The sequence below is a fragment of the Paraburkholderia flava genome (assembly GCF_004359985.1).
GTDB lineage: Bacteria > Pseudomonadota > Gammaproteobacteria > Burkholderiales > Burkholderiaceae > Paraburkholderia > Paraburkholderia flava.
Genome location: NZ_SMRO01000001.1, coordinates 775,067 through 792,411 on the forward strand (window position 1 = coordinate 775,067; position 17,345 = coordinate 792,411).

Below are 17,345 nucleotides of genomic sequence, written 5' to 3' on the forward strand. Positions count from 1 at the left end.
ACGGTTTCATGGCATCACGTCGCCGGAATTCGGCCCGAGCGTCTGGCCGACAAACAGGTTGCCGCCCGGATCCGATGCGAGCAGCAACGCGGTGGGAGCGACCTCGTCCGCGTAGCCAAAACGCCGCAACGGCAATTCCGCCGACTTCGCCTGCTTCCATGCCGCGCTGATGCCATCGACGAGCGGCGTCTCGATCGGTCCCGGCGCAATCGCATTCACCAGCACGTTGTCGGGCGCGACCTCCAGCGCGAGCGACTTCGTAAAGCCGATCACGCCCGCCTTCGCCGCCGAGTAGTGAGACAGCTCCGCGCCACCTTTGATACCCAGTTGCGACGCAACGTTGATCACCCGACCCCAGCGTTGCGCGGTCATGAAAGGCAACGCACGCCGTGTACACAGGAACACGCTGCGCAGATCGACGCGGAGCATGTCGTCCCACATCGCCGTGGTGAGCTCGGTGCAACGCGCCTGCGTCAGCATGCCGGCGTTGTTCACGAGGATATCGATACCGCCGAACGCCTCAACACAACGATCGACGATACGGTTCGCACCTGCCTCATCGCCGACATCTGCCTGCACCGTTTCGACGGTCGCACCGGTTGCGCGGCACGCGTCGGCCTGGACCGCAAGACGCGCCGCATCGCGATCCGCAAGCAGCAAACGCGCGCCGGACTCGGCGTAAAGACGCGCGATCGCCGCGCCGATGCCGCTTGCCGCACCGGTCACGACGGCGCGTCGACCATCGAGTGAAAATAAACTGCTCATTCGAATACGCTCCTTAGCCGGGCCAGCGCACAGTGAGGCCACCGTCGGCAACGATCGACTGGCCGGTGATATAAGACGCATCGTCGCTCGTGAGGAAGCGGATCAGCCTCGCGATTTCCTCCGGACGGCCGACCCGTTGCAGCGGAATGGCGCGTGCCGCGTCACGCAGACCTTCGGGGCCGAGCGAGTTCACGGGATCGAGCGATTGCGGTGTTTCGATCAGCCCTGGAATCACCGCGTTGCAGCGCACGCCGCGCGGCGCGAGTTCCATTGCGACCGCACGGCACAAACCGGGCACCCCGGCCTTCGCGGCCGAATAATGCGCGTGCTGCTCCCAGCCGTAGACCCCTCCGGCGATCGATGAGATGGCGACCATCGCGCCGTGCTCCCCGATATGCCGGGCGGCCGCGCGAAACGTCCGCATCACGCCCGAGAGATCCACGTCGAGCATCTCGAACCATTGTTCGTCACGCATCTCGACGAGCGCGGCCTGCCGCAGCAAACCCGCGTTGGCGACGGCGTAATCGAGCCGGCCGAAGCGGTCGACGGCCGCTTGTGCAAAAGCATCGACCTCTTCCGCCGACGTGACGTCGACGGCCTGCATCACACACTCACCGCCCGCTTCGCGTACCGCGCGTTCGGTCTGCGCGGGGTCGTGCGGATCGCCGGGGAAATACCCGCCAACAACCGCCACGCCGATCTGCGCATACGCCACCGCCAGCGCCTGTCCGATCCCGCTCGCCGCGCCGGTCACGATAGCGACGCGTTGCGGTTTTCCATTCGATGCGCCTGAACTCACGGTCATTTGCTTTCCTCGGGATTGACGTGTTTCGCAAAAAAGATCAGCGCGCCGGACAGGAAACACGGCACCGCGCCAAACCACACCGCCGCGTGCATCCAGTCGCCGCCATGATTGAGCATCGCGGTCACACCGACGCCCGCGAGAATCGCGCCGATCGGACCCATTGCGTGAACGATCGAACTGCCGGTGCCGCGAATGGCGGTCGGATAGCTCTCGCCGATAAAAAACAGCGCAGCCGAATACGGTCCGATCAGGAAGAACAGGCCGAGGCTATACAGCGCGACGACAACACCCGTGCTGCTCGGCCCCATCAACATGCCGGCGAACACGAGACCGCCGAGCATCCAGCCGATCGCAAGCGTGTTGCGTCGGCCGATCTTGTCGCCGATCCAGCCGTGGCTCAGATAGCCGCAATAACCGACGACGTTGGACAGCACGAGAATCAGCAGCGAGCTTTCGAACGACACGTTATGCACACGCGTCAGCACCGTCGTGCCCAACACACTGAACACCTGGATCGCGGACCAGTTCAGCAGGATGCCGCCGCCGAGCACCAGCGTCGCACGCAGCGACGTGCCGCGAAACGCTTCGCGCAGACCGGCGCGGCTGTGCTGCTCATAGTCCACCCGATGTTCGCCTGCGAGCGTTCGCGCGGCGCTGTCGTTGCCCGCTTCGCGCAGCGACTTGATACGCTTGTGCAGCAGGAACTGCGGGCTTTCCTTCAGACGCCGCGTCATGAAGAAGATCACGATGGCCGGGAACGTCGCGAAGATAAAACAGCCTTGCCAGCCGATGCGCGGCAGCAGCAGCGCCGTCAAACCGGACGCGATCAGCGCGCCAATCGGCCAGCCGCCCTGCACGAGGCTATAGATAAATCCCTTGTTGCGATTCAGACGCGGATCGTTCGCCGCCGAATACAGTTCGTTGAGATAGGTCGCGTTGACGGTTTCCTCGGCATAGCCCAGTCCCGACAGCGAGCGGATCAGTACGAGCGGCCACTGTCCGAGCGCGCCGCCCACTACCGTCAGCCCCGAGCATAGCGCCGCGCCTGCCACGGTCCACAGAAGACCCGCCTTGCGTCCGGCACGATCCAGCACCGGCCCGATCCCAAACGCAATCACCGCTGTGCCGATCGCGACAAACGTCGCGATCTCGGCTTGCATCGCCGCGTCCCATCCGTAGTGCGTACCGATCTGCGGCAACAACGTGCCGAACAAAATAAAATCGTAGACGGCAAACACCCACGCGAAAAACGCTACAACGGTTGCGCGTTTCACATCGACCGGCAAAATCTTTTCCAGCACGAAGCCGGACGCAGCGAGCGGATTTTCTTTCATTATTGCTCTCCCATAGGGGTAGACAGAGATCGATGTGGTCTATTTCCCGCGCGGATGGCGGGTGAGGAAGTCATCGGCGATTTCATCGCAGGTGCAGAACCGCACGCCTTCATGCGAGCGGAAATACTCGATCAACCGCTCGAGCATCAACAGCACTTGCGGGCGCCCTGACACGTCGGGATGGATCGTGATGGGGAACACCGCGTAGTCGTCATGCTCGCGGTACACCCAGTCGAACTGATCGCGCCACATCTGTTCGATGTCGCGCGGGTTCACGAAGCCATGACTGTTCGGCGACTTCTTGATGAACATCATCGGCGGCAGGTCGTCGAGATACCAGTTGGCGGGAATCTCGACCAGATCGGTTTCCTGGCCACGCACGAGCGGCTTCATCCACGCGCTCGGGTGTTTGCTGTAGTCGATCTTCGTCCACGTGTCGCCCACGCGTACGTAGTACGGGTGGAAATCGTTGTGCATCAGGCTGTGGTCGTACTTGATGCCCTTTTTCACCAGCAGCTCGTTCGATACCGGGCTGAACTCCCACCAAGGCGCGACGTAACCCGTCGGACGCCGTCCCGACAATTGCGTGACCAGTTCGATGCTGCGATCGAGCACGGCCTCTTCCTGCTCCGGCGTCATCGCAATCGGGTTTTCATGGCTGTAGCCGTGAATGCCGATCTCGTGCCCTGCGTCCGCGACCGCCTTCATCTGCTGCGGAAAAGTTTCGATCGAATGGCCGGGGATAAACCATGTCGTCCTGATCTTCTCGCGCTCGAACAGTTTGAGCAGACGCATCGATCCGACTTCGCCGGCGAACAGGCCGCGCGAGATGTCGTCGGGTGAATCCTCGCCGCTGTATGAACCGAGCCAGCCGGCTACAGCGTCGACGTCGATACCGAATGCCACCAGAATTTCCTTGGCCATCTTTGTTTCTCCTTCGTTCGAATGTGCAGCGAATGGTGAGTGAGCGACGTGCGCGTATTATCAACGCACGGCGACTTCGACTGCCGATGCGATGCGCAGCAACGCGTCGTCGTCGTGCTGTGCGCGCATGAGTTGCACGCCGGTTGGGAGACCGCTTGCGTCGACGCCGGACGGCATCGCAAACGCAGGGGTATCGAGGAAGCTGCCGAGCATGGTGATCGCGAGCGTCTGCAGGTTCACGCGTGCGAACAGATCGGGATCGCTTTCGAGTGGCGCGAGCAACGGAGCGACGTGCGGGGTCGTGGGCATGACGAGCGTCGCGCCTGCGGTTTCTTTGGCGAATGCGTCGATCAATTCGCCGCGTCGCGCGAGGAGGTACGCGAGGCGGTCCGACGCAACCGCGCGATTCGCTTCGAGGCGCACACGTACGCGCTGATCGATTCGACTCGCGTCCGGCGAATCGAGTAACGCGCGATGCATCGCAAACGCTTCGAGTCCGCCTAGCCAGCCGTAATCGCGAATCAGATCGCGCACGTCGGCAAGCACGCCGAGTGGCTTCCGTTCGATCACCGCGCCGGCCTCTTCCAGGCGCATCACGAAGCGTTCGAAGTTTTCGGCAACGATCGACGTCACCGCATAACGCTCGAACAGATCCGGATCGACGATAAAACGTGCGCCGGTCAATGCAGCGGTATCGGTCGACGATGGCGGCTGGTTGGCACGCACGGCGGCATCGAACGCGATGCAGTCCGCTACGTTCGCGGCAAGCGGCCCGCACGTGTCCAGCGTCGCCGACAACGCGACCATGCCGTCGCGCGAGTACCGGTCCGCGCTGGCGCGATAGCCGGTGAGACCGTTGAACGCGCTCGGCACGCGGATCGAGCCGCCGGTGTCGGTGCCGATTGCAATCGGCACGATGCCCGACGCCACCGCGACTGCTGCGCCGGATGACGATCCACCTGGCACGCGTCGGCCGCTATCGAGTGATGGATTGATCGCCGTCCCGAAGTGCGGATTCAGGCCAAGCCCCGAGAATGCAAATTCGCTCAACCCCGTCTTGCCGATGCACACCATGCCCGCATGCGTGCCGGCGGCGACCAGCGGTGCATCCTCGGCGGCATTCGGATGCTCGGCGAAGACGGCGGACCCGGCGGTCGTAACGGTGCCTGCGATATCGAAGAGATCTTTCCAGGCGACCGGTACGCCATCGAGTGCGCTCAGGGGCCGCCCTTCGCGCCAGCGTCGCGCGGACGCGGCGGCTTCGCGCCGCGCGCGCTCCGCCGTGACGGCGAGAAACACGGCGGGCGCCTCAAGCGCCTTCAGCAACGCGGCTTCTGCCACCTCGACCGGATCGGCTTCGCCAACCGCATACGCACGGGACAGCTCGATCGCGGTGATAACGGGAGTGGGCATCGATTCCTGATCCATTCGTTAAAATGTACTTCGTTAACAACATTCATTTTTATTATGGCGAAGCCAAAAACCGATCGGATAGGGTGGTTTACCCTTGCTCGCGGTTTTGCTGGGAAAGGGAAGAGGCGTGAAGGCTTTGTGGTGCCTCGATGTCCCCGGTTTAGCGTCGCTGCCGGATACGATCAGGCCGCCGGGATTCGTCATGACCTCGGGTGTTTGCGATCGGGAAAGCGGTCATCAATGACGAATTGCGCGAGTCGTGCTTGAGCATGACCGTCGGGTAGAAGAACAAAGGGGCCGCGATTGCGGCCCCTTTGTTCTTCTACAACGCTGGATCAAGCATCACGCCTCGTCGGAGCGCTTCTCCTGCCCTACCCGACCGTCCACCACCGCGGCAATAACCTCCGCACCTCTGCCCGCCGATACCGGTCGTCGATCAGATGCACGACGCCCGTATCGTGTTCGGTACGAATCACGCGCCCGGCTGCCTGCACGACCTTCTGCAGCCCGGGAAACAGATACGTGTAGTCGTAACCGCAACCGAACTTCGCCTCCATCGCGCGACGCATCTGCTCGTTGACCTCGTTCACCTGCGGCAACCCGAGCGTCGCGATGAACGCGCCGATCAGCCGGTCGCCGGCGAGATCGATGCCCTCCGCGAATGCACCGCCCAGCACCGCGAAGCCGATGCCCTGCCGCGCTTCGTCGAAGCGGCGCAGGAACGCATCGCGAGCGGCCTCGTCCATGCCGGGCGCCTGTGCCCACACCGGTAACGCCGGATGCCGCTCGCGCAGCATCTCGACCACACGCTGCAGATAATCGAAGCTGCTGAGAAAGCCGAGGTAATTGCCGGGCCGATCGTCGAACTGCCGCGCGATCAACTCGACGATCGGTTCGAGCGACTTGTCGCGATCGCGCCAGCGTGTCGATACATGCGATGCGACACGCACCGTCAGTTGCTGCGCGCGAAATGGCCCATCGACGTCGAGCCAGCCGGTGTCGTCGCGCAGCCCGAGCGTGTCGCGATAGAAACCGTGCGGACTCAGCGTGCCGGAAAACAGCACGACGGTTTGCGCAGCCGCGTGACGCGGCGCGAGAAACGGCGCGGGGATCACGTTGCGCACGCACAGCGTCAGGTCCGGCCGTCGTACAGTGCCGCCCGTGCGCGTCGCGTCGAAAATCGAATGGTCGCCGAACTGCTCGGCCAGCGATACGAAATGCAGCGTGTCGAAATAGAAGCGCAGCAGCGTGTCGTCGAGCGATAGCGGTGCATCGGCGAGCCGTTCCGTCACGGCACTCGCGAAATTCTGCGCAGCCGACAGCACTCGCGCCGGCACTTCGGCATGCACCGCGTACGACTCGGTCTGCGCACGGCTCAATGCACTCCATTCGCGATCGAGCCGCGTCAACGGCGCGCGCAGCGCAGCCGGCGCGGTCTTTTTCAGTGCACGTAGCGTGCTTCGTTCGAGCGACGCGCTGTACATCCGGCGCGCGCGGTCGAGCAGGTTGTGCGCCTCGTCGACGAGCACCGCGACGCGCCATTGATTTGCCTGCGCCAGCCCATACAACAGCGGACCGCCATCGTCGTAGTAGTAGTTGTAGTCACCGATCACGACGTCGCACCAGCGCGCCAGCTCCTGCGCGAGGTAGTACGGACAGACGTCGTGCGCGAGCGCGGCTGCGCGTACGGTCGCGCGATCGAGACGCGCCGGTCGCGCGATGTCGCGTCGCGCATCGGGCGGTGCGCCGAGCGCGGCATCGCGAGCCTGCGCCAGACGATCGTAGAAGCCGCGCGCCAGCGGACACGCATCGCCGTGACAGGCGTTGCCGGGGTGCTCGCACGCCTTGTCGCGTGCGACCAGTTCGAGCACACGTAGCGGCGGCGCTTCGCCTTCGACACGTAGCGTATCGAGCGCATCGAAAGCGAGCGCGCGACCCGGCGTCTTCGCCGTGAGGAAGAACACGCGATCGACGCGCTCTTCCGCGCACGCCTTCAGCACCGGAAACAGCGTACCGAGCGTCTTGCCGATGCCGGTCGGCGCCTGCGCCATCAGACAATGGCCGTCGCGTGCCGCGCGGTACACGGCGACTGCGAGTTCGCGCTGCCCGCTGCGAAAGTGTTCGTGCGGAAACGGCAGCGTGCGCAGTGCTGCGTTGCGCGCCGTGCGATGCGCGGTCTCACGCGTGGCCCAACCGAGAAAACGCTCGCACTGCTCGACAAAAAACGCGTGCAGTGCGCCTGCACTGTGGGTCTCGGTCAACACCGTTTCCTGCCGGCTCGCGATGTCGAAATAGACGAGCGCGACGGTGATCTCCGCGAGCCCGCGCGCCACGCACAGCAGATGGGCATACACACGCGCCTGCGCCCAATGCAGCGCGCGATGATTGGCGGGCATGCTCGCGAGATCGCCGCGATAGGTCTTGATTTCCTCGAGCCGGTTGAGCGCCGCGTCATAACCGTCCGCACGACCGCGCACCATGAGACCGCGATATTCGCCGGACAGCGAGACCTCCGCCTCGTACGCGTCGCCGCGCCGCGCGGCGACCGTCGCGTGACCGGCCATCCCTTCGAGTGCAGTCGGTGCCGGCGTGAAGCGCAGATCGAGATCGCCGCAGCGCGCGGTGAATTCGCACATCGCGCGCACGGCGACTGTGTAGCTCATGCGCGCGCCTCGGCCACTTGCTCAGCCCATCGCACGTCGAGCACGCGCACCGGAATCCCGTGCTCCGCGCAGTACCCGAGCCAGCGGATCTGGTTGTCCTGCAGGCGATCGCCCGGCCCCTTGATCTCGATCAGCTCGTAGCGTTGTTCGGCCGGCCAGAATTGCACGAGATCAGGCAAGCCCGACCGGTTGCTGCGGATATCGGCGGACAGGCGCTCGAACCAGTGCTTCAGATGCGCGGCCGGCAGACACGCAAGCGCCTCGTCGAGCAGCGTGTCGGTCAGCAGGCCCCACGACACGAACGGCGATTGCAGGCCGGCTTTGGTTGCGAAGTGCCGGCGGATCGTCGCGCGATACTCGCTGCTGTCGAGTTGTGCGAAGCACGCGGCGAATGCATCGGCACGACGCGCGCGGAAATCGGGCGCGTGCAGATCGGCGGGTTCGCGCTGGAACGGATGGAAAAAAGCTCCGGGAATTGCCGCGAAAATCGCGTCCCAGCACAGCAGACCGAACAGCGAATTGATCAGCGCGTTCTCGACAAAATAAACCGGCGCATCGGGCCGCGCGAGATGATCGCGCGCGACGCATTCGACGGTCGTCGGCTCATCCGGGCGCGGCAAAACGAGCATGCCGCGTGTGATCGGCGGCTGCGGGGACGTGAGTGCGGCGGTTGCATCGCGTGGCGCTGCCTTGCGCTGCAAACGCGGCAGCATTCGTGCGATGCGTTGATGCTCTTCGTCGCTTTCCGGCGCGGCAACGGCCTGTAACGCGAGTGCGAACGCATCGGCATCGCGTCCGCTGCGTTCGAGCACGCGAGCTCGCCGATGTCGCGCGCCGGGCCACGCGCTGCGTGTGTACACGTCGAGTGCGGTGTCCCAATCGTGTCGTCGCTCGCAATGCTGGCCGATCAGGAACAGCAGCTTCGCGCGACGCATTTCGAGCCACGCGTGCGCGCAGTCGATCGAACCGGCTTCGTCAGCTAGCGCTAGCGCGGCTTCGGCACCGGGTTCGGGATCTAATGCGGCCAGCGTATCGAGCGCGCCACGGCACGCATGCAGCGCGAGCCATGCATCGACGTCGCCGCGCCGCTGAAACGCACGCGACGACGGTGCAAATGCAACGCGCTCGTACTGATACACGCCGAGGTCCGCGAGTACGAACTCCGACCAGTCCTGATGCAGATTGCCGAAGAACATCAATCGCAAGCGGTCGCACAGCGGCGTGACGGTCACGTGCAGCACGCGATCTTCCTTTTCCGTGCAGAGATTCCAGTCGGCGAACGTTCGCGAATCGTCGTGTGTGTCGCGTAATGCGTCGAGCAGTTCGGCCTTGCGCGGCGTTGCCATCGTGCTGGCTTCGGGAAACGCACGCAGCAGGTCGGGCTTGGTGGCGAGCGCGAACAGATCGTCGAGTGTGAGCAGCGGATCGGGATCGACCCAACCCGCTCCGACGAGCGGTGCGGCCGCCTGTAACGGACAACCGATTTCGTCATAGACGAGCCGGCTCGCGCGGAACAGCGGCCCCTTGCGCATCAGCATCCGCACGAGCAGCGCGCGCGATGCGAGCGGTAATGCGGCGAACGTTGTGATGAACGTGTGCTCGGTTTCGTCGAGGACGTCGGCGTAACGCGCGCCGATCCACGCGAGCGCGCGTTCGAAGTTCGCGAGGTAGTACGGCGTTGGGCCTGGGGACGGAGCGGATGAGGGCTCGGCCGGCATGGGATCGGCGATCACTGTATGGATATACAGTGATGATAGCAAAGGTGGGAAGCTGCTGGGAAACGGGGCTGGTGAGGCTGGGTCCCGGTTTTTAAATTAGCTCAAGCTCATCATCGACAACGCCAATTACTCGGGGTGGGATGCCGCTCTGGCAACCGCGCGTCGAACTGCTGGCTTCATGGTTAATTCATCCGCCGTAGTGAAGAATTCGAACGCCTTGTCGTTCTCGCGCGTCACCCGAAATCCAAGCTTGCGGTGGAAAGCGACGGACAATCGATTGGTCTTGTAGACATGGCTTCGAAGCTCGCCGATTCCTCGTTCTTTCGCGAGAGTCGCGATCTTCGCAAGCAGATCAGTCATAACGGCGGACGTCCGGTGCGAGGGATGGGTACCGAATGCGCCGACGAACCAGCACGCCCCGGAATCCGGCCGAAGCATCGCGTACGCGACGAGGTTGCCGTCGCGCCGCACCGAACATATCTCACTGACGTCTACCGCTTTTTGCAGCTTTATCCGCTGCTCGTCTACGTCGAATGTATCGCCGGCCTGTTCCGTGTGGGCACGTAACGTCAGCAAATCGAGCGCAAGGAGTTCGTCAACGGACGGCGACATATCGAGAGCTCAGGACGATAAGTGCGTCACTCCTTCCCGACAAACAACGCATTAAGCTGCGCGCCAGCCGCCGCCTCGCCAAACCCATCGAAGCGCCCCTCCGCAAGCGCCTGCGTCGCGCGCATAAAACCACCCCACGCCGCCCGCGCAAGCGCACCGCCGACGCTCACGCGTCGCACGCCGAGCGCAGCCAGATCCTGCAACGTGAACGCCGAGTTCGAGCCGATCAGCACGTTCACCGGCTTGGGCGCCACCGCGGCAACGACGGCTTCGATTTCTTCGCGCGTGCGAATACCCGGCGCGTAGAGGCAGTCCGCGCCTGCCGCCGCGTACGCTCGCAGACGCGCGAGCGTGTCGTTCAGATCCGGCACACCGACGACGAAATTTTCCGCGCGGCCGATCAGCAAGGTATCGCCGCCGGTTTCGTCGATCACACGACGGGCCGCCTCGATGCGCGCCACCGCGGCATCGATCGCCAATAGAGGTTGCGCGGCGTCGCCGGTGGCGTCTTCGATCGACAGGCCCGCCACGCCGGTCGCAACCGCCAGCCTGACGCTCTCGGCCACGCCGGCCGGGTCGGTAGCGAAGCCATTTTCGAAGTCCGCGTTGACGGGCAGATCGGTCGCTTCGACCATCGTGCGCAGATGCGCGAGGATCGTCTCGCGGTCGACCTGGTTGTCCGCGTGCCCGGTCGACCATGCGTATCCCGAACTCGTGGTCGCGATGGCCTTGAAGCCCTGGCTCGCCAGATAGCGTGCGCTGCCCACGTCCCACGGATTCGGCAAGACGAAGCAGCCCGACGCGTGCAAGGCACGGAAGGCGGCGCGTTTTTCGGCAACGGTGCGGGACATGGTTAACTCCGGATAGAGGGAAAAGTGTGTGTAGTCAGGAGATCTGTATCGATGACGCGACTAGCCAGGCAATGGGATAAACCGGGCACGCGAATCTCGAACAGCGTGACGCGCACATCGAAAGCGACGGGGAAATGCAACGGGACAATCGATTCTCTCACGATCCGATCGGCTCTTGAGGGGGCAACTGTGCAATTGGCCCTGCGCCAAACGCGAAATCGTTTCCCATCTCGCGCGGCTCATGAGAATCCGCTAATCTGTCGGCGCAGAAATACTCAACGTCGATCGCTGCCCCAAACCATCCGCCCCGCTCCACCGGGATCCCCAACGTGTCGAGAAAGAACAACCCACGATGCCCGACGATCTCCCAGAACCGCAAGCCGTCTGCAGCCCGATCACGCGCAGCGCGATCTTCCTGGTCGCCACGCTGAAGCCCGGCGACGACCACGCCGACACCGTGCGCGCGTTTTGCGCCGACGTCGACTCGCTCGTGCGCGCGGTCGGCACGCGTGTCCCCACCGGCAACCTGTCATGCGTGTGCGGTTTCGCTTCCGCCGCGTGGGACACGCTGTTCGGTGCGCCGCGTCCCGCATCGCTGCACGCATTCCGCGAATTCGGCGACGGCGACCGCCGCGCGATCGGCACGCCCGGCGACCTGCTGATGCACATCCGCGCGGACCATACGGATCTGTGCTTCGAACTCGCCGCGCTGCTGATGGAACGGCTCGGCGAAGCGGTCACCGTCGTCGATGAAGTCCACGGCTTCCGCTATTTCGATCTGCGCGCGATGGTGGGCTTCGTCGACGGCACGGAAAATCCGCGCGGCCGCGAACGCGACGAGTTTACGTTGATCGGCGATCAGGAGCCCGGCTTCGCCGGCGGCAGCTATGTGATGGTGCAGAAATATCTGCATGACATGACCGCGTGGAATGCGCTGACGGTCGAGGCGCAGGAACGCATCATCGGCCGCAAGAAACTGTCCGACGTCGAACTCGACGACGAAGTGAAGCCGTCGTGGTCCCACAGCTCGCTGACGACACTCGAAGAAAACGGCAAGGAAGTCAAAATCCTGCGCGACAACATGGCGTTCGGCCGTCCGGGCGCGGGCGAGTTCGGCACGTACTTTATCGGCTATGCGAACTCGCCGGCACCGATCGAGCAGATGCTGGAGAACATGTTCGTCGGAAAACCGCCGGGCAATTACGATCGCTTGCTCGATTACAGTCATGCGGTGACGGGTGGGCTGTTTTTTGTTCCGTCGGCGTCGTTGCTTGAGGAACTGGCGGACAGAAAGCCTGCGGCGGGTTGACAGTCGCCCGTGAAGAAAGCAAAAAGGCCATGCGCGCGATGCATGGCCTTTTTGCTGGCGGTTTGCCGCACGCACTCACCCATGTCGATGCCCAGCCGGGTTGCACGACGTGCGTGCCGTGCTGATACCTCCACTACTGGAACGCCGCGAAACCGACGCATGCAAGCGGCACGAGAAACCACCAGACCTTCCGTGCCGGCAAACGAAGCAATGCCAGAACGCGGTTTCGACGTCGTGGAACGGCACGTCACGGCCGCGACCAGGGTTCCTGCGCTGCGTTATATTGCTGATCTCCTGCGGCCACGGCTATGTCTCGACGGAGCGGCGGCAGAATGCCCGCGCACGAGGTCATCACAAGGTCGCTGGCAAGCAAGCCGACGTCGCACGGCGTCAAGCGATGCGTCGCGGGACGGCGCTAGAGTGATCAGGAAAACAGCAAGACACGCGCGACGGTCGCGCCACGGTTGCACGATAAGCACAAGACAGGTGCCTCACGATGAAAACGGCGCACGACCTCCCGCCCTGCGGCTCCACTCCGCTGCCGCCGTCCGTCGTCGAGTCGGAGGCGGCGACGGCAGCGCTCGAAGCGGTGCCGTCCACTTCATCGTCACCGTTGCCGCTTGAATCCCCCGCCCCTTCCGGTCTGCGCGCCACCGCCGTACTCCTGCTCGGCTACGCGATCCTGATCACCGGCAACGGGCTGCTCAGCACATTGATCTCGTTGCGACTGATCCAGCAGCAGGCACCGTCGATCGTCGTCGGGGTCGTGCAGTCCGCGTACTACGTCGGCTTCATGGCAGGCGCGCTGTGGGGCGGCGTGCTGATCGGCCGGGTCGGCCATCATCGCGCGTTCGTCACGTTCGCGGCCGCTGTCGCATGCTGCGCGCTCGGCTACGCGGTCTGGGACAACGCGCCTGTCTGGGCCGTGCTGCGCTTCGTGACGGGCTTCTGCCTCGTCGGCATCTACACGGTGGTCGAGAGCTGGCTGCATCAGGTCGCGAGCAACGCGCACCGCGGACGCGTGTTCTCCGCGTACCTGATCACGAACTACCTCGGCGTCGGCATCGGCCAGTTTCTGATCGGGCTCGCCGATCCGGCGGGCTTCGTGCTGTTCAGCGTGGTGAGCGCGCTGTTTTCGGCATCGCTGATTCCGGTCGCGCTGGCCGGCGACATGCCCGCCGCGCAGAGCCATCGCACGCCCGGCTCGAAACTCGCACTCGGTATCTCGGGGCTGCGCGCGGTTGCCGCGTGGGCGCCGCTCGGTTTGATCGGCTGCGCGGCGGCGGGCATGCTGAACGCCGCGTTCTATACGATGCAGCCGGTGTTCATGCGACGTCTCGGCTATCCGGTCGAGTCCGTATCGCACTTCATGGGCTTCGCGCTGCTGGCCGCGCTCGTGCCGCAATGGCCGGTCGCACGACTCGCGGACCGCTTCGACCGGCGGCGCATCGTGCTCGCGATCACCGTCGTCTGCGCCGTATGCAGCGCGCTGCTGTTCACGCTGCGTGGCGGTCCGCTGCTCGATCTGCTCGGCTATGTGTACGTGGGGCTCGCTTTCTCGCTGTACGGCGTGCTGACGTCGTACGTCAACGACAGCATTCCCGCCGATCAACGCGTCGCGGTCAGCGCCGGCCTGCTGCTGATCTTTTCGCTCGGCGCGAGCGGCGGCCCGACGTTGGCATCGGCGATGATGAGCGTCGCGGGGCCGTCGGGGCTTTATCTGTTTACGGCGATCGTGACGGCGGTGTTGGGGGTGTCGGCTGCGCGGAGTTTGAGGGGTGGACGGCGGGCGGCGTTGCCTCGCGTGTGAAGTCTGTGAAAACGGCCTGAACCGCGCTACCTCGCCGCCCATAAAAATCGGGCCGACACTCTCATGCCGGCCCGACCCACCGTCCCCCCAACCCACCACCTACACCTGTCGACGCATCTCCGCCGGCGGCACCTTCATCAGATGCCGATACTTCGCGATCGTGCGGCGCGCGACCAGCACGCCCTGATCGGCGAGCATCTTCGCGAGCGTCACGTCGGACAGCGGATCGCGAACGTTCTCCGCAGCGATCATTTCCTTCAACAGCGCGCGCACGGCAGCAGCCGAACACGTGCCGCCGCTTTCGGTGCCCAGCTCGCGCGGGAAGAAATGCTTGAACTCGAAGATGCCGCGCGGCGTCGCCATGTACTTGTTGCCCGTCGCGCGCGAGATCGTCGATTCGTGCAGACCGAGTTCGTCGGCGACGTCGCGCAACACGAGCGGCTTCAACGCGATTTCACCGTACTGGAAGAACGCCTTCTGATGCGTGACGATGCATTCGGCCACACGCTGGATCGTATCGAAACGCTGCTGCGCGTTGCGGATCAGCCAGCGCGCTTCCTGCAGCTGCTGCGCAAGCGGCGAACGGCTCGCGCCGGCCGATTGCGCAAACAGCTCCGCATACATCCGGTGAATGCGCGCGCGCGGCAGCACCGCCGGGTTGATCGCGACGACCCACTTATTGCGCACCTGACGCACGATCACATCCGGCACCACGTAGTTGTCTTCCGTGCGGCCGTACGAATTGCCCGGCTTCGGATCGAGCCGGCGTATCAGCGCGGTTGCTTCGCGCAGCGTCTCGGCGCTGCAACCGGTCTGCTTCTGCAACTCCGCATGCTCGCGGCGCGCAAGACGCTCCAGATGATGTTCGACGATCTCGCGCGCGACGTCGCGTGCGGGCGTGTCTTCCGGTAGCGCAGCGATCTGCAGCATCAGGCATTCGGACAGCGAGCGCGCGGCGAGTCCCGGCCGGTCCAGCGACTGCACGAGTCGCAGCGCGACGAGCAGTTCGTCTTCGGTCAGCGCAGGTTCAAAATCGATCAGCGTCACGAGGTCTGCAAACGATTGACGCAGATAGCCGTCATCGTCGAGTGCTTCGATTACGAGGCGTGCCGCTTCGCGATCGCGCTCGTCGAGGCGATACAGACACAGCGCATCGTGCAGCTGTTCGTGTAGCGTCGGTTGCACACGCGCCCACGAGGACGGGTCCGCGCCCTCGCCGTCGCTACTCGAGCGCGACGCGCCGCGACCATACGGATCGCCGGGGAAATCGGCGCCGTGATCGTCGTGTCCGCCGTCGTCGCGTGAGTCGTCCTGTGATGCGGCTGGTGCATCGTGCATTTCAGCCACGGCGGTGTCGCCCGACGCGTCGCGATCGAGTGCGGCCGCCTCTCCCGTGGCCGCATCGCTCGAAGCAGTCGACGACGTTTCGAGCGCGACGTCCTCGGTCTGCGACGAGTCGTACTCGAGAAACGGATTGGTATCGAGCGCTGTTCTGAGTTCCTGTTGAAACTCCAGCGAAGACAGTTGCAGCAGGCGTACCGATTGCTGCAAACGCGGCGTGAGCGCCAGCGATTGTCGTGCGCGCAATTCAAGCGATTGAGGCATTGTCGGTGGTCCTGTCGATGAAATTCGATCGTGAAAACAGCAACTCCTGTGCCAATTGCGGCAACGTGCTGTTTTATCGACGCTTTGTTCTTTCGACGTGGCCCGGGACCTGCTACTTCGACCGCTGTTTTTACAAGGCACCGGAAAAATGCGGACATCGCTCGCACCTGGCGCACGGCATTCATTCCGCTCGCCCGACATCTTTAGATCTGCTGTAACGACGCGTCGCAGCACCGTCCCGCCGCAACGCGCGCACGCCGCAAGATTTGCCGGGCACAGCGCTTGCGGATCCGGTACGGGTGGACGGATGCCCTCGCTTTTTGAATTGGGTCGAGAGACCGCAGCAAGGCAGTAGAACCGCCGCATTCATCAACAACCGGAAGGAGAGATCATGAGAACAATTCAGTTCCTCAAGGCTGCTGGCAGCATCGCATGCGTCGCGTTTGCCCTGAACGCTACTGCGCAGACGAGTGCTTCAGCACCGCCCGCTTCGTCGGAAACCGTCGGCCAGCATATCGACGACGGCACGATCACGACGAAGGTCAAGGCCGATCTGCTCGGCGCGAAGAACGTGAAGTCGACGCATATTCACGTGAAGACGCGCAAGGGCATCGTGTGGCTGTCGGGCACGGTGCCGTCCGCCGACGACAAGAGCGCGGCGCAGGACGTCGTGCAAAACGTCGACGGCGTGAAGGGCGTGAAGAATCATCTGAAGGTCGCGGCGGAATAACGCTGCGGGCGACTGCTCGCAATGCTGGTGCAGGTTCGCCGGCTTCGCGTGAAGTTCAACGGGCCGCCTGCTCGATGCAGGCGGCCCTTCTTTATGGCGAACGTTACAAACGTTATTTCCGCGCCGCATACTGGTCGCGCAGATCGCGGATGCGATCGTGATTCTGCAGCACGCCCTGATACTGCCGTTCGACCACACTGCGCACATCCGCCGGCAAATCGTTGCCGAGCGCATCGCCGTAGTGCTTCTTCGCGACGTCCTCGCCCTTCTCGCAATCCGCGAGAATCGCGTGATCGTCGCGTCCACCCACCACCGACTTCACATCGACCCAGCCGCGATGCAGCGCGCCGCTGACGCTCCCGTGACTCTCCGGCTTGCCGCCCAGTTTGAGCACGACGTCCTGCAGTTCGCGCGCACCGACCGCACAGTTGTCCGCACGATCGGCGAACAGCGTCTTCAGCTGTTGATCGTGCGCATCCTCGGCGGCCTTGCGAAAACCGCGCTCGCCATCCTTCGACGTTTCGACCAGATCGTTTAGCACTTCCACCACTTTCGTCGCCATCTGTCTCTCCCGGTTACGTTTGCTGTCATCGGCCCGCGGGCATCGCGGGACGTGCTCCCGATTCCGCACGGTGCATGCCTGAGCGCTACGTGAATGCAATGCGTGTCGCGATACCGCGTGGGACTGGCAGGATTACCAGCGCTGCGTAGATATTGCGCGGTGATGTCGCTGGATCACGCGTGGTCACGCGAGCGAATTCGCCGATAAGCCTTGGCCGGCCGATGATTCGCCTCAATGGCATGGA

15 protein-coding genes are annotated in these 17,345 nt (G+C 64.0%); 4 read left to right on the plus strand and 11 right to left on the minus strand.

Annotated features, from left to right (window positions below):
• Positions 1-6: 6 nt before the first annotated feature.
• The 9 genes from E1748_RS03390 to E1748_RS03430 all read right to left on the minus strand — a co-directional run bounded on the left by E1748_RS03390 (position 7) and on the right by E1748_RS03430 (position 11,085).
• Positions 7-765, minus strand: a complete 759-nt coding sequence (locus tag E1748_RS03390; RefSeq protein WP_133645732.1) for an SDR family NAD(P)-dependent oxidoreductase — start codon at positions 763-765, stop codon at positions 7-9.
• Between the two features lie 13 nt (positions 766-778).
• Positions 779-1,570 carry an SDR family NAD(P)-dependent oxidoreductase gene (locus E1748_RS03395; RefSeq protein ID WP_133645733.1) on the minus strand — a complete coding sequence of 264 codons (792 nt, stop codon included), beginning with the start codon at positions 1,568-1,570 and terminating at the stop codon, positions 779-781.
• Positions 1,567-2,904 carry an MFS transporter gene (locus tag E1748_RS03400; protein ID WP_133645734.1) on the minus strand — a complete coding sequence of 446 codons (1,338 nt, stop codon included), beginning with the start codon at positions 2,902-2,904 and terminating at the stop codon, positions 1,567-1,569. Before E1748_RS03400 ends, E1748_RS03395 begins: the two co-directional genes overlap by 4 nt.
• A 39-nt stretch (positions 2,905-2,943) precedes the next feature.
• Positions 2,944-3,828, minus strand: a complete 885-nt coding sequence (locus tag E1748_RS03405) for a polysaccharide deacetylase family protein (protein WP_133645735.1) — start codon at positions 3,826-3,828, stop codon at positions 2,944-2,946.
• 60 nt (positions 3,829-3,888) lie between these two features.
• Positions 3,889-5,241 carry an amidase gene (locus tag E1748_RS03410; RefSeq protein ID WP_133645736.1) on the minus strand — a complete coding sequence of 451 codons (1,353 nt, stop codon included), beginning with the start codon at positions 5,239-5,241 and terminating at the stop codon, positions 3,889-3,891.
• A gap of 371 nt (positions 5,242-5,612) precedes the next feature.
• Positions 5,613-7,904: an ATP-dependent DNA helicase gene (locus E1748_RS03415; protein ID WP_133645737.1), complete on the minus strand. Its 2,292-nt coding sequence runs from the start codon at positions 7,902-7,904 to the stop codon at positions 5,613-5,615.
• Entirely contained in the window at positions 7,901-9,622 is a 1,722-nt protein-coding gene (locus E1748_RS03420) for a VRR-NUC domain-containing protein (RefSeq protein ID WP_133645738.1), read from the minus strand. Before E1748_RS03420 ends, E1748_RS03415 begins: the two co-directional genes overlap by 4 nt.
• 126 nt (positions 9,623-9,748) lie before the next feature.
• Complete coding sequence (locus E1748_RS03425; RefSeq protein WP_133645739.1) at positions 9,749-10,234, minus strand: GNAT family N-acetyltransferase; 486 nt, start codon at positions 10,232-10,234, stop codon at positions 9,749-9,751.
• A gap of 26 nt (positions 10,235-10,260) precedes the next feature.
• On the minus strand, positions 10,261-11,085 hold the full coding sequence (locus E1748_RS03430) for an isocitrate lyase/PEP mutase family protein (RefSeq protein WP_133645740.1): 825 nt from the start codon (positions 11,083-11,085) through the stop codon (positions 10,261-10,263).
• 352 nt (positions 11,086-11,437) lie between these two features.
• Here E1748_RS03430 and E1748_RS03435 point away from each other — a divergent pair, with 352 nt between their 5' ends.
• Together E1748_RS03435 and E1748_RS03440 are read left to right on the plus strand one after the other, a co-directional pair.
• Positions 11,438-12,394 carry a Dyp-type peroxidase gene (locus E1748_RS03435; RefSeq protein ID WP_133645741.1) on the plus strand — a complete coding sequence of 319 codons (957 nt, stop codon included), beginning with the start codon at positions 11,438-11,440 and terminating at the stop codon, positions 12,392-12,394.
• A 496-nt stretch (positions 12,395-12,890) separates the two neighbouring features.
• Positions 12,891-14,204, plus strand: a complete 1,314-nt coding sequence (locus tag E1748_RS03440) for an MFS transporter (RefSeq protein ID WP_133645742.1) — start codon at positions 12,891-12,893, stop codon at positions 14,202-14,204.
• 99 nt (positions 14,205-14,303) lie between these two features.
• Here the strand turns inward: E1748_RS03440 and E1748_RS03445 are convergent, their stop codons facing one another.
• Positions 14,304-15,809: an RNA polymerase factor sigma-54 gene (locus tag E1748_RS03445; protein ID WP_133645743.1), complete on the minus strand. Its 1,506-nt coding sequence runs from the start codon at positions 15,807-15,809 to the stop codon at positions 14,304-14,306.
• A gap of 17 nt (positions 15,810-15,826) precedes the next feature.
• Here E1748_RS03445 and E1748_RS03450 point away from each other — a divergent pair, with 17 nt between their 5' ends.
• Both E1748_RS03450 and E1748_RS03455 read left to right on the plus strand, forming a co-directional pair.
• Positions 15,827-16,027 carry a hypothetical protein gene (locus tag E1748_RS03450; protein WP_133645744.1) on the plus strand — a complete coding sequence of 67 codons (201 nt, stop codon included), beginning with the start codon at positions 15,827-15,829 and terminating at the stop codon, positions 16,025-16,027.
• A gap of 173 nt (positions 16,028-16,200) precedes the next feature.
• Positions 16,201-16,539, plus strand: a complete 339-nt coding sequence (locus E1748_RS03455; RefSeq protein WP_133645745.1) for a BON domain-containing protein — start codon at positions 16,201-16,203, stop codon at positions 16,537-16,539.
• A gap of 112 nt (positions 16,540-16,651) precedes the next feature.
• On the opposite strand, the gene E1748_RS03460 is transcribed toward E1748_RS03455, so the two are convergent.
• Entirely contained in the window at positions 16,652-17,101 is a 450-nt protein-coding gene (locus E1748_RS03460; RefSeq protein ID WP_133645746.1) for a PA2169 family four-helix-bundle protein, read from the minus strand.
• Positions 17,102-17,345: the final 244 nt, after the last annotated feature.

What these genes read in the sequence shown, in the direction of transcription:
- E1748_RS03390 (WP_133645732.1), bottom strand. Translation starts at nt 765, where the DNA reads ATGAGCAGTTTATTTTCACTCGATGGTCGACGCGCCGTCGTGACCGGT.
- E1748_RS03395 (WP_133645733.1), bottom strand. Translation starts at nt 1,570, where the DNA reads ATGACCGTGAGTTCAGGCGCATCGAATGGAAAACCGCAACGCGTCGCT.
- E1748_RS03400 (WP_133645734.1), bottom strand. Translation starts at nt 2,904, where the DNA reads ATGAAAGAAAATCCGCTCGCTGCGTCCGGCTTCGTGCTGGAAAAGATT.
- E1748_RS03405 (WP_133645735.1), bottom strand. Translation starts at nt 3,828, where the DNA reads ATGGCCAAGGAAATTCTGGTGGCATTCGGTATCGACGTCGACGCTGTA.
- E1748_RS03410 (WP_133645736.1), bottom strand. Translation starts at nt 5,241, where the DNA reads ATGCCCACTCCCGTTATCACCGCGATCGAGCTGTCCCGTGCGTATGCG.
- E1748_RS03415 (WP_133645737.1), bottom strand. Translation starts at nt 7,904, where the DNA reads ATGAGCTACACAGTCGCCGTGCGCGCGATGTGCGAATTCACCGCGCGC.
- E1748_RS03420 (WP_133645738.1), bottom strand. Translation starts at nt 9,622, where the DNA reads ATGCCGGCCGAGCCCTCATCCGCTCCGTCCCCAGGCCCAACGCCGTAC.
- E1748_RS03425 (WP_133645739.1), bottom strand. Translation starts at nt 10,234, where the DNA reads ATGTCGCCGTCCGTTGACGAACTCCTTGCGCTCGATTTGCTGACGTTA.
- E1748_RS03430 (WP_133645740.1), bottom strand. Translation starts at nt 11,085, where the DNA reads ATGTCCCGCACCGTTGCCGAAAAACGCGCCGCCTTCCGTGCCTTGCAC.
- E1748_RS03435 (WP_133645741.1), top strand. Translation starts at nt 11,438, where the DNA reads ATGCCCGACGATCTCCCAGAACCGCAAGCCGTCTGCAGCCCGATCACG.
- E1748_RS03440 (WP_133645742.1), top strand. Translation starts at nt 12,891, where the DNA reads ATGAAAACGGCGCACGACCTCCCGCCCTGCGGCTCCACTCCGCTGCCG.
- E1748_RS03445 (WP_133645743.1), bottom strand. Translation starts at nt 15,809, where the DNA reads ATGCCTCAATCGCTTGAATTGCGCGCACGACAATCGCTGGCGCTCACG.
- E1748_RS03450 (WP_133645744.1), top strand. Translation starts at nt 15,827, where the DNA reads ATGAAATTCGATCGTGAAAACAGCAACTCCTGTGCCAATTGCGGCAAC.
- E1748_RS03455 (WP_133645745.1), top strand. Translation starts at nt 16,201, where the DNA reads ATGAGAACAATTCAGTTCCTCAAGGCTGCTGGCAGCATCGCATGCGTC.
- E1748_RS03460 (WP_133645746.1), bottom strand. Translation starts at nt 17,101, where the DNA reads ATGGCGACGAAAGTGGTGGAAGTGCTAAACGATCTGGTCGAAACGTCG.